Annotated in this window: 9 protein-coding genes; 4 read left to right on the forward strand and 5 right to left on the reverse strand. The window is 51.1% G+C overall.

Going from position 1 to position 11,562, the window contains the following annotated elements; all coding sequences use genetic code 11:
• The first annotated feature begins 236 nt into the window (after window positions 1–236).
• On the forward strand, window positions 237–1,292 hold the full coding sequence (locus JSQ97_RS05805) for an NAD(P)H-dependent glycerol-3-phosphate dehydrogenase (protein ID WP_205075186.1): 1,056 nt from the start codon (window positions 237–239) through the stop codon (window positions 1,290–1,292).
• A gap of 215 nt (window positions 1,293–1,507) precedes the next feature.
• Window positions 1,508–3,019: an IMP dehydrogenase gene (locus tag JSQ97_RS05810; protein ID WP_205075187.1), complete on the forward strand. Its 1,512-nt coding sequence runs from the start codon at window positions 1,508–1,510 to the stop codon at window positions 3,017–3,019.
• Between the two features lie 175 nt (window positions 3,020–3,194).
• Here JSQ97_RS05810 and JSQ97_RS05815 read toward each other — a convergent pair whose 3' ends face one another.
• Window positions 3,195–3,902: a DUF2259 domain-containing protein gene (locus JSQ97_RS05815; protein ID WP_205075188.1), complete on the reverse strand. Its 708-nt coding sequence runs from the start codon at window positions 3,900–3,902 to the stop codon at window positions 3,195–3,197.
• Between the two features lie 83 nt (window positions 3,903–3,985).
• Between JSQ97_RS05815 and JSQ97_RS05820 the strand changes: the two genes are divergently transcribed.
• Complete coding sequence (locus JSQ97_RS05820) at window positions 3,986–4,801, forward strand: hypothetical protein (RefSeq protein ID WP_205075189.1); 816 nt, start codon at window positions 3,986–3,988, stop codon at window positions 4,799–4,801.
• 2 nt (window positions 4,802–4,803) lie between these two features.
• Here JSQ97_RS05820 and JSQ97_RS05825 read toward each other — a convergent pair whose 3' ends face one another.
• On the reverse strand, window positions 4,804–5,424 hold the full coding sequence (locus tag JSQ97_RS05825; RefSeq protein ID WP_205075190.1) for a diacylglycerol/polyprenol kinase family protein: 621 nt from the start codon (window positions 5,422–5,424) through the stop codon (window positions 4,804–4,806).
• Window positions 5,421–9,395 (reverse strand): periplasmic flagellar collar protein FlcA, encoded by a 3,975-nt coding sequence (gene flcA / locus JSQ97_RS05830; protein ID WP_205075191.1) that lies wholly within the window; start codon window positions 9,393–9,395, stop codon window positions 5,421–5,423. Before flcA ends, JSQ97_RS05825 begins: the two co-directional genes overlap by 4 nt.
• Before the next feature lie 813 nt (window positions 9,396–10,208).
• Here flcA and JSQ97_RS05835 point away from each other — a divergent pair.
• Entirely contained in the window at window positions 10,209–10,919 is a 711-nt protein-coding gene (locus JSQ97_RS05835; protein ID WP_205075192.1) for an early set domain-containing protein, read from the forward strand.
• 110 nt (window positions 10,920–11,029) lie between these two features.
• Here JSQ97_RS05835 and JSQ97_RS05840 read toward each other — a convergent pair whose 3' ends face one another.
• Both JSQ97_RS05840 and JSQ97_RS05845 read right to left on the reverse strand, forming a co-directional pair.
• Complete coding sequence (locus JSQ97_RS05840; RefSeq protein ID WP_205075193.1) at window positions 11,030–11,278, reverse strand: BrnA antitoxin family protein; 249 nt, start codon at window positions 11,276–11,278, stop codon at window positions 11,030–11,032.
• Window positions 11,259–11,537: a BrnT family toxin gene (locus tag JSQ97_RS05845; RefSeq protein ID WP_239446992.1), complete on the reverse strand. Its 279-nt coding sequence runs from the start codon at window positions 11,535–11,537 to the stop codon at window positions 11,259–11,261. Before JSQ97_RS05845 ends, JSQ97_RS05840 begins: the two co-directional genes overlap by 20 nt.
• Window positions 11,538–11,562: the final 25 nt, after the last annotated feature.

Consider the following 11,562-nt stretch of genomic DNA (forward strand, 5'->3'; position numbering starts at 1 on the left):
ATACATCAGTACCGCACGTTTGACTATCGGAAATCAAATTTCAATCAGATGCTCCCGAAACGGGAATATCGTCAAAATATCTTCCTTAATTTATTTTGATTTTCATGTACAATCGATGATCCGTTCCGTCATGTCGATTGCAAAAGAGTGTACGCGCATGTATACTGTTGGTGAGCCGGATATAGAGTGCCGTACGGTATTCGGTACGGCATAAATTATTAAAAAAGGGGATCGCTATGGAATCGAAATCTGTCGGTATTCTCGGAAGCGGTGCATGGGGTACGGGTTTGGCCCAAGCGCTCGCCCGCGGCAATCACCGTGTGCAGATGTGGGCGCGCGAACAGGACGTCGCCGACTCGGTCAATAATGATCACGAAAATAAGCGCTATCTGCCGGGCTACAGGCTGTCGGAGAACATCACCGTTTCAAACGATATCGCCGAAGTCGCTTCCGATAAAGAATTTTTAATAATCGCTTCTCCGTCGCTGTATATCGCCGACACGGTAAAAATGATCACTGCTCTTCCCGGTATCGCCGACGGCAGTACCTGCATCGCCGTTCTTACGAAAGGCTTTGTGCCGGCCGCCGACGGGCCGAAGCTCGTGCTTACGACGATCGAAAATCTTTTGCCCGGCATCTACAAGGGATGCACGGTTTACGTGTCGGGTCCGAGCCACGCGGAAGAAGTTGCGATCGGGAAAATTACGGGACTCGTCGCCGCGTGCGAAAACCCTCGCAATTCGATCAGAGTGCGGGAGCTTTTGCGCGTGCAGGGGATTTTGCCCTATTCGTCGTTCGACGTCGTCGGCGTGCAGATCTGCGCCGCCGCGAAAAACGTCATCGCCGTCGTATACGGTGCGATGGATGCGCTTGCCGAAACGTCGGAAGAGTTCGGCGACAATGCGGAATCTCTTTTGATGGCCGCAGGCTTGAACGAAATTCAAACGCTCGGATTTGCGATGGGCGCGACGCACGCGGAAACTTTTACGTCGATCGCGGGCGTGGGCGATTTGGACGTAACGTGCAAAAGTAAATACGGACGAAATCGCCGCTTCGGACAGGATTTGATAAAAAAAGATATCATGTCGCAGTTTTCGAATCTCGACGATTTGATCGAAAATATGACAAAGCTCGGCTATCTTTCCGAAGGTGCGATCGCGTGTAAATACGTGCACGAAATCGCGCAAAGAAAAAATCTCAAACTGACGATTTGCGACGGACTGTATCGCATATTGAACAAGGAAATTTCCCCGCGTGATTTTATCGCGCAGCTTTTGACGCAGGAAAAATAAACGCGGGACAACCGCGTCGGAAATGTATATACGGAAAAGAAGTGCATAATAAAATAAAGCGGCGGAATGCAATACGTCGGCATTCCGGTTGCGTCCGTATTACGGCGGTAACGTGATCATTCCGTGAGATGCACTTCGTTCGACATGCCGCTCAATCACGAATTGTTGACGGTTCAAACGATATGGCATATACTGACTTTCCAAGGAGCGCTTCCATGGCATATTTTTTTGACGAACCCTCGCACACATTCGACGAATATCTATTGATCCCGGGATACACGTCCGAAACGTGTATTCCCGCAAACGTATCGCTGCGCACGCCCGTCGTCAAATACAATAAAAAAGCCGGAGAAGTCTGTTCGCTCACGATGAACATACCGATGGTGTCCGCAATCATGCAGTCGGTTTCAAACGACACGCTTGCGATCGCGCTCGCGCAGGAAGGCGGCATCAGCTTTATCTACGGTTCGCAGACGCCCTCCGATCAGGCGGCGATGATCGCGCGCGTCAAGTCGTACAAGGCGGGATTCGTACCGTCGGATTCAAACATCCGCCCGGATCAGACGCTTGAAGAACTTACCGCAATCATCGCAAAAACGGGACACTCGACGGTCGCCGTCACCGAAGACGGAAGCCCGAACGGAAAGCTCGCAGGCATCATCACCGAGAGAGATTTCCGCATCAACCGCTGTGAAAGCGGCGCGAAAGTGCGCGACTATATGACACCGTTTGAAAAATTAATAAAAGCGGAAGCGGGCATTTCGCTCGACGATGCGAACGATTTGATTTGGGATCACAAAATCAATCAGCTTCCGATCATCGATAAAAACGGCAATCTGCAGTCGCTCGTATTCCGAAAAGACATCGAAAACCGCGAAGAGCACCCGCTCGAAATTCACGACGCGCAAAAGCGCTACACGGTCGGCGCCGGTATCAATACGCGCGATTATATGGAACGCGTACCGCTTCTTTTGGATGCGGGTGCCGACGTACTCTGCCTCGATTCGTCGGAAGGGTTTACCGAATGGCAGCGCCGTGCGCTCAAAGACATCCACGGAAAATGGGGAGACGGCGTCAAAGTCGGAGCCGGCAACGTCGTCGACAAAGACGGTTTCAACTTTCTCGCCGAGTCGGGCGCCGATTTTGTTAAGGTCGGGATCGGAGGCGGTTCCATCTGCATTACGCGGGAACAAAAAGGAATCGGGCGAGGACAGGCGACCGCGACGATCGAAGTGGCGAAAGCGCGCGACGAGTGGTACGAAAAAACCGGCATCTATATTCCGATATGCTCGGACGGCGGCATCGTACACGACTATCATATAACGCTCGCGCTCGCGATGGGCGCGGACTTCGTCATGCTCGGCCGATACTTCGCGAGATTCGACGAAAGCCCGACGCACAAACTCATCGTCAACGGCAATTACGTTAAAGAATATTGGGGTGAAGGCTCGAACAGAGCGCGCAACTGGCAGCGCTACGATTTGGGGGGGGCAAAAAAGATGGCGTTCGAAGAGGGCGTCGACAGTTACGTTCCGTACGCCGGAAGCCTCCACGACAACGTGCAGACGACGATGAGCAAAGTGATCCACACGATGTGCAACTGCGGCGCCCTCACGATCCCCGAACTGCAGCAAAAAGCGAAGATCACGCTTGTAAGCCAAGCGTCGATCCGCGAAGGCTCTGCACACGATGTCATCGTCAAAAACGCGAGCATCCGCGCCGACTGAGCGGTAAACACATCGACCGAATAAACGAAAAGCGCCGCACTTCATGTTTGCTCGATACGTGTTTCGCGCTTATGCGATGCGGCGTTCACAGGCTTTTATTCGGACGGGATTTTACATTCCCGACGCTCTGCATCGAGCTTATTGATTCGCCCGATGCTTTCAACAAAGCCCGGATTCAATTGGAGAGTTTTGCCGTTTCCGCCATATAGCGGATGAGTATTCCCGTTTTATCTTCCATTGTTTTCGCGACGATAAAGACGATGCCGTCGCCGCCTTTATTGCACAGTATTTTTTCTATCTTGTACGACGTGACTCCTTTTCTGACGACGTCGGGTGAGCCGATTTTTTGCCGGCTTACGACGCTGCCGTTTTCATCGAGCTTTTCCATTAAAATATAAAACGACGACTTCGCATTTTCTCCCGCGCCGCTCACCGTCGGGATGAGCCGTATGCGGTATGTCGACTTGCTTCCGAGTTTTCCGGCAAAGTCTTTAAAAACGATTTCATCCCTTCCGTCTTTGCTTTCATCTACGCAGAGGTAGAGTATCTGATCGGGAGAGGCGGGTGTGCAATTATATTTTTTCGTATCTAAATAGCTTTTTGCAGCGAGAGAATCGTACACTTCACGTCCCGATTTCCCCGCCGTAACGGAAGACGGTTGTATTTTATATGTGCCGCCTTTAACAAAATCGTTCTTTGCGACATCGACCGTATAGATTTCCGCCCAGCCTCGAAACGATTTGTCGGTTTTGCCGTACTGCCCGAAGAGGTATACCGACCCGTCGGATGAAAATCCCGCATCGACAAAAACCGCAGCGTCGCCGGCAAGCGCAAAAGATAGACACAGTGCGAAAATCACTCCGCCTGCAATAATTTTTTTCATACGACATCCTCCCGTTTTTTATATTGTCGGAATTTCACGACAAGTCCTTTACTATTATTTCCGTTACGGGTATCATCGTTTCTATGACTATTAAAACGCGGAATTATTTTTTTCTCGCTCTCATTATTGTTTTTTCGCTATTTCTTTTAGGCGCTTCCGCGATGCTCGGATATTCGATCTACTCGGGTACGCTCACCCGCCCCGATGTTTTTCCGGCCGAACACATCGCCGGTTTTTATACGAAAGGCTATTCGTTTATCGCAACGATCGCCTCGCTCTTTATCTTCGCGCTGTATGCGCTGCTTGCCGTTATCTACCTCTACGTCGAATTTGAAAAAACGCAGTCGACGGAAGTGATTTTTTTCGCCCTGTTTCTCATCGGCTGTTTTGCGGAAACGGCTCGGCTGTGCGTGCCGCTTTTCAATCTGTGGCACGAGCTTTCGGCTTTTCTGCTTTTTACAGGGAGAGTCGTTCTCTTTGCGAGGACACTCGCTCCGACGACGTTGCTGTTCGGCGCGGTTTTCAGCGGAACGGAAGCGCGCCAGCACGTCGAGCGGAACCTCATCATACTCGTTGTGCTTTCCGTTATGATTTCGATGCTGATGCCGCTCAACACCGCAGTCGTACTTCCGAACTTTTGCATAAAATGGGGCAACGGAGAAGCGTTCATCGCAATTCGCGCGCTCATCCTCGCCGCTGCAATCCTGTCGCTTTTCGTCAATGCATGGTCTCTCGGAACGAAAGATGCATCTTCCTTCGGTTTTACAGCTTTGGCACTCGGATACGAATTCTCGTGCTATGCGACCTCATACGCGGCGGCAGCTGCGGGCGGCATATTGCTTTTCGCGGGAACTGCCGCATACCTTAAAAGTCTGCACCGAAAATACCTGTGGCAATAAAATCAGCGTATTAATAATGTTGATAGTCCGCCGATCGCAACAGGGATGACGAGGTTATCGAAATCGCCGAGGGGGATGAGTTCTATCGCCATGGCGGAAAGCGCCAGCACAAGCGATACGAATCCGTTTTTGCACACAAAAAACGACGAGCACAATACCGCGAAAAAGCACGTGAGGCTTCCTGCGACCGTTTTTCCGTGCGTAAACGGAATGATCGTGCGGCCGAAAAGTTTTCCACCGAGGCTCGCAAGTCCGTCGCCGAACGCGAGCGCATAGATGCCGATGCGGGCGGCTTCCGGTTTCCATAAAAGCACGGTAACGATAATGCCGAGCACGAGCGTTACCGGGCCGAGCACGAATTTATTTTCATCGCGCTTTCGAGAGGCGACTTCGGTTATATGCGATACGACGGGAACGGAGACGCCGCACTTTCTGAGCGTTTCGGACGCGACGTAGAGCACAAGGACGGCGGCAAGACAGGCGATAACCGGATAATACGCAAAGGTCAAAAGAGTGGGGATAAGCGCACTGCAAATGTGGATCGTTTTTCGGACGAGTTCTTTTTTTATGCTGTTTCTGTATTGTGCCTGCAGTATGCCGGCTCTGTTTTCGTCGGCGCTCATTGCGTCAATTCCTTTTCACCGGTGAGAATCTTCGGAATATCCGTATAAATCGCGGGTTCGTAATCCGGCATCGGACGGCTCATATAGCGCATATTCTGTTCGGCAAGGTTGCCGCCGGGAAGGCGCACCATCGTCGCTTCGTTTCGCGTGAGTGCATCCCACGCCCGCATCGACACGGAAAGCTGTACCATCGCATCGGCATTCATTCGGCTGTTGCCCGTACGGCGGGCGAGACGGAAAAGCGTCACGCCGAGATTATTCGCCGCCTTCAAGTAGAGTTCCGTGAGCGCGTCTTCGGCGGCTTTCGTCTGCGTAAACGCGAGTCCTTTTTTTGCGAACTCGTCGTCGAGGTTGCGTACGAGCTGCGTGTAGTAGCCTTCAGCCGCATAGTCCGAATCGCGGAGTGAAAGCGTATTGCCCATCGCAAGCAGCAAATGATCGTCGTCCGGCTTTTCGGCTCCCGCTTTGATAAAAGAGCCGACCGCGCCGTCCAAATCGTTTTTGGAATACTGTATAAAACCGACGCGGTAATGCAGGGACGCCGTATCGTAGTGCGTGCGGATCGCCGAAAGATAATCATTATATGCGCCTTCGTAATCGCCGCGTATAAAATAATCGATGTCGCCTGAATCGGCATAGAGTTTTCCGATGGCTTCGTTTCCGGCAAAACCGCTGTTCGCCTTTTCCCTCTCGTACAGCGAAATCCCGTCGGTGTATTTTTCTTCGGCCGTCAAATATTCTTTGCCAGAAGCATACTGCTCGCCGAGCAGGCGGTACGAATCGATCTGTTTGTAGATGTCGCGGCGGCGGAGATTTTGAGACTTCTCTTCAAACAATTTGACCGTGTGTTCGAGCATTCTGAGGGCACGCTCCGGATCGTGCATCTGCACAAAGTAGCGCGAAAGATTGTAGAAGGCGACGGGGTTCGATCGATCGGCGTTCACCGCGCGGTCGAGCATATCGCGCACGTCTTCGATCCGCGTGCGAAGGTATTCGTCCTTGGGCGGAAGCGGCCCGTACAATTTGTCGAGAAGATACCCACTCATCTCCGTCCAATCGTCGGCATCGAGCGATTTCGCTTTCGGATAAAATCGGTCTTTTAGCTGCAGCACTTCGCGGAGATTGTCGGTGCGCACAAAATAGCGCATCATGCGCGCGAGGTATTGATCGGTCGGACCGTAGAGCTGCACGAGGGATGCATACTGCTTGCGTGCTTCTTCGAATTTCGAAGGGTCTTTTTCGGTCGCCCATTCGAGAAAGATATCGCCGAGCAGGAGGATACCGTCGGCATCGTTTATGTGATAGTCGAGCACACTCCGCCGCGCGATCTCTTCGGCCTTTTCATAATTTGCCAAATCGTCGCATTCCATGCGAGCGTATTCGATACCCGCTTCTTTATCGTAATTAAAATAATAAAGGATATTGCGGTACATCCGCTCCGCCCTGAGGTATTGCTTTCGTTCGCGGTATGCGCGCGCATATTTGAAAAGCCACTTTTTTTGCAGCTGCACGTCGGCGGCCTCATTGAACAGCGCTTCCGACTGAGGGTATTCGTCGGCTTTAATGAGCGCGTATCCCTGTTTGTACAGGCCGTTCGCTCTCAGCGGGCGCCAGATAAAATTACGCGTAAAAATTATTAATCCGAATACGGCTGCAGCGGAAAGAAGGGCGAGTACGATGCCTGGAATGATCCTGTTTTGCAGCTGATACTGAAGAGACGCTTTATATGCGTTGTATTCGGCTACGGTGCGCCGCTCAAAATCGCGCGGAACGGGAATGGCGATATCGAGCATCTTTTCGAGGCTCGAAGCAACTTGACGCGCGGGCGCTTTGTTGAGAATTTTTTCAACGATTTCAAACTGCGCGTCATCGGTAAACTCGTTTGCAACGAGCAGATTTTCGACGGCAAGGCGTACGTTGAGCGGATAGTTCGCAAGGTTTGCGAGAAATTTTTCATACTGCGCATCCGTGAGCGTATTTTTCGGCGGCTTTCCGCCTTCGGCAGCTCCGCGGAAATCGGGAGTCGGAAGTTTGATACGACCGCTTTTATCGGTTTTTACTTCCGCCGTATCGGAAAAGCCGGGAATTTCAAAATCGGAGAGATCGCCGTGCATGCCGAGTTCGAAATCTGTTTTATCCGCTTCGGATTTTTCCGGCTCTTTGACCGTAAAGTCGAGCCCTTCCATTTCGGACGTATCGAAATGTTCTATCGGAACGGTTTCTTCGTCGCTCGCGGTTTTCGACGTTGTATCGCCTGATTTTTCATCGCTCCCGATCGCTCCCGTTTCACCGCGAGCAGTCGTTCCGTCGTCGTCCGTCTCTCCGTTTCCCGTATCGAGATCGAAATCGAACGCATCGGGATCGAAGGTGTCCGGAGGCAAGCGGGCGGCAAGCATATCCGAAGGTGTCTCTTCGCTTTCTTCCGCCGCATCCCCGCCGAGAGAAATCTCGTCCGAAGGCGGAAGTGCGCCCGACCTTTGCATCGTTCCTTCGTTTTCCGCCCCTTCATCTCTGAGAGAAATTTCATCCGTCGCTTGCCGCGGCGATTTTTCAGCGATTTCATCTTTTTCACCGCCAAGTGAAATTTCATCTGGAGCGGAAGTCGTATCGGTTGCCGCTCCGGAAAAAGCGGCAGTGTCTGAAGACCCGCCCTCATCGAACATGGAAGAAAAATCGAAATCGGGAAGTTCCAAACTGTCCGGAGCGCCATCAAGCGGAGAAAGCGGCGCCCCTTCCACACCCGAATCGACCGCGCCGCTCTGTGTCCGGTTTGCGATCACATTCTCGGACGCATCGTCAGCACCGGATGCTCGGGCGATTTTTTGTTCCTTAGGCGTTTTGCCGAAAGGCGGTACGCGATCCGCATCTTTTTCGGAAAATGCGGTTTCACCTGCGGACTGTACGGCACCTCCGATTTCACCCTCAGGCATGTCCTCCGGTAGTTCGATATTCATATCGATGGTCTGCCCGCCGGTATCGAAATCATCCGCCCAATCGGAAGCGGAAGATTCGACCGTCGGAGGAGGAGCTTCGTTCGTTTTTTGATCCGCGATCTTTTGTGTCGGAGAAGGAGCGGCTGATGAGGAAGTGTCAAGATGTCCCGCATCTTCTGACGGCAGAGCGTGTTCGGAAGGAACCTCGTATTCGGAAAGCGTTTGATGTCCGGGCGGCGCCTCATGCTCGGAGGGCACTTGACGTTCGGACGGCGCTTCATCTACAGGGGGCGCAGGAAGGGAAAAATCATCTTCCGGAGAAAGTGTGAACGCATCAAGCGATGGAAGATCGGGCACGGTATGAGCATGGTCGGTATGAGCGGGGATGTCCGATACTGCCGACGGAAACTCGTCGTGGGGCGGAAAAGAAAATGCATCCGGCAAAACGGCGCTCGTTCGGGACGGGCCGCCGTTTTGATTCGACACGGATGTACGGGGCGGCTCGCCGCCCTCGTCGGACGGCACATCGGACGAGTCCTCTTCCGGCAGCACATCGCTCGCTTCCGCTTCCACTCCGCTCATATCGCCGAGCAGATCGTCGAGATTCATATCCGCGATCGATACTTCTTCCGGTTCGGTCTCTTCGACTTTTTGTTCCGGCTCATCGGCAAATTGGGAAAGGTCGGGCATTTCCGCCTCTCCTGCCGATGCGGAAGGGATAACGGGATTGAGCAAATCGGAGAGATCGGGAACGGCAGGCGAAGACGTTTCGGCGTTTTCTTTCGGCGCCGCATCCTTTTTCCCCGTTCCGGTGATATCGGAAAAATCTTCAGCGTCGGATGAAGCCTGCGACGGTACCGCCTGCTCCGGAGCTTCAGGCATACCGATGACGAAATCTTCCGAATCGTCGACATCGCGTATCGTTTTCGGAAACGGGATTAGGATCGGCTTTTCGCCGCGGGACGCACGCTCGTGTACCTCATTGCCGAGTGCGAGAATATCTGTATTGAATTTCTTTAGTTGGCTTAACCCCGGCATAATCCACCCGATTTATTGTATCGTTAAAACGCCCGTCTTTACAAGTATTTGACCGTACCCTCAAGGCAAGCGCACCGGAAAACATACTTTATTAAAGTTAACAGCATTCAAAAAGCGGCGACACTCCCGGCAGCAACCCTGCCGTTCACCGCGGCTGACCGTGATTGGAATCGGACTGCGCAATCTCTTTTTACAAAGAGATTGCTTGCCATTCCTCATAGTACGGCATTGCAGAAAATGTCAATTTTCGAAAATGCCGTACTCGTGTGCGAAAGCGCACACGTATATACACAAGTTTGCCTCGTAAACTTGCAGTTAAACGGAACGCGCTATTTTAGCGTTCCGTTTAAACTCGGTCAGAGCGGTTCGGCGGCAGTGCCGCTGCCTCGCGTTCCGCCTTTTATTCGGCTGTACACTTTCTTTGCAGGTATACATCTCCGGTGCGTTTGCCCTGCGTATTCTCTATTAGGTCTAATTTCGAGTTTTCTAAAACTCGAAATTTTCCATCCGTTTCGTTCACCAACTGAATGGCGAGTTTCGAAAGTAAATAAAATGATGCGGAGGCGAGGTTCCGGCTGCGTGCCGTTTCGAGCGTTAGGCTTACGGAAGCGTACCCTAAAAGCTCGACCGCGGCTTAGCGGACGGGTTCTCGCCGAAAGCATATCTTTATTTAGAAATACTTTCGAAACTCGACTTTCGACCTATTATAATAACGGAAGATTTTCACGCATACATTAGAAAAGTCTCGAACGGCACTCGTTATCTTTTGCCGACACGGTAAATCTTCGGCGCCGTTTTGCCGATAATCGGAATATGAAACGCTTTCTTTTTTTGCTCTGCGCGCTTACGGCATCGTTTTGCCGCATATCCGCGGCGGATTACAACGATGAAACCGTTCTCGAAATCCGCGGCGTCGGCGTGCCGTACGAAAAAGACGGTACCGTCGTTTTTACCGCCGACGCAAAATCGCGCTTTACCGGCATCGCATTCGATTTTGAAGGATACAAAACGATCCATCCGTTTCGCATACACACGATGCGCGATATGGACGGCAAAGCAAAAGGCTCGGTTTTGTTTTTTATTTTAAAACGGCCAGACAATACCCGTTCGGTTTCGTACCGCCTCGTCATCGACGGATTGTGGACGACCGACCCGGCGAACCCCGACAGCTACTATGACGAAAAAGCAGGCATCTCTCTTTCGCGCTTTACCTTCGCTTCCGATCTGCCGCAAAAACCCGCGCCCGCCGCAACAAACGCGGCATCGGAAAACATCGTACGATTTATCTGCCGCGCAAATACGCATCAAAAGATATACCTTGCAGGCTCGTTTACGAATTGGGATCCTTGGATTTACGAAATGAAAGAAACGTCGCGCGGCTTGTACGAAATCGCACTGCCCTTGCCGTCCGGCACGCATTATTATAATTATTATTCCGGAATGGATGCGCTCACCGACTCGACGAATCCGAATAAAGCGTACACAAAAGACGGACGCGTCGCATCGGTCATCACGGTGCCGTAGGCGACGGGGAAACAATACAAGCCGTCAGCCGAACAATCGGTTGTACCACACGCGGCTTGTTCGCGTGTCGGCTTTGAAAACGGTGTTATGTGATTGTTTTATTCCTCGATTCAATTTACCGCATAATACTTTGCATATTGAGAAAGTACTTCATTCATCATGGTCTGATATTTTGTATGATTTTTCTTAGCTTCTGTTTTGAAAAAATTAATACAATCGGAATCAATTGAGATTGTTATTTTTTCTTTTGTTGATTTTTTTACAAGCTTTGATGGAGCTGGAAGGAAATCCGCCACTAATACGGCAGAATCCAATGCTTCCATTACTGATTTTTCGGGGTTACTGTAAATGTTCTTCATAGAGTTTCTTTCCTTGACGCCAATAGCCTGCGCCGAAAATTCTAATATTCTGATCGCGTATTGTAAAACGCACCGTCAAAATTCCTTTGTCTGTTTTTCCAATGCAAAAATAGCGTTTTTCTGAAACGGAATGCTTTACATCTTCTAAAATCATACGGTTTACATCAAAAAAAGCATCCTGCGCTTTTTCAAAAGAAACCTTATGCTTTTGTATGTTTTCAGAGTTCTTATCTTCATCCCATTCAAATGTTATATACATCTATACTATACATACTGTTTTATGT

Origin of the sequence: Treponema sp. Marseille-Q4523 (assembly GCF_016901105.1) — a bacterium.
In the GTDB taxonomy this organism is placed as follows: domain Bacteria; phylum Spirochaetota; class Spirochaetia; order Treponematales; family Treponemataceae; genus Treponema_D.

Bases quoted from the DNA above. Each gene is read 5' to 3' on its own strand.
- JSQ97_RS05805 (WP_205075186.1), top strand. From the start codon at position 237: ATGGAATCGAAATCTGTCGGTATTCTCGGAAGCGGTGCATGGGGTACG.
- JSQ97_RS05810 (WP_205075187.1), top strand. From the start codon at position 1,508: ATGGCATATTTTTTTGACGAACCCTCGCACACATTCGACGAATATCTA.
- JSQ97_RS05815 (WP_205075188.1), bottom strand. From the start codon at position 3,902: ATGAAAAAAATTATTGCAGGCGGAGTGATTTTCGCACTGTGTCTATCT.
- JSQ97_RS05820 (WP_205075189.1), top strand. From the start codon at position 3,986: ATGACTATTAAAACGCGGAATTATTTTTTTCTCGCTCTCATTATTGTT.
- JSQ97_RS05825 (WP_205075190.1), bottom strand. From the start codon at position 5,424: ATGAGCGCCGACGAAAACAGAGCCGGCATACTGCAGGCACAATACAGA.
- flcA (WP_205075191.1), bottom strand. From the start codon at position 9,395: ATGCCGGGGTTAAGCCAACTAAAGAAATTCAATACAGATATTCTCGCA.
- JSQ97_RS05835 (WP_205075192.1), top strand. From the start codon at position 10,209: ATGAAACGCTTTCTTTTTTTGCTCTGCGCGCTTACGGCATCGTTTTGC.
- JSQ97_RS05840 (WP_205075193.1), bottom strand. From the start codon at position 11,278: ATGAAGAACATTTACAGTAACCCCGAAAAATCAGTAATGGAAGCATTG.
- JSQ97_RS05845 (WP_239446992.1), bottom strand. From the start codon at position 11,537: ATGTATATAACATTTGAATGGGATGAAGATAAGAACTCTGAAAACATA.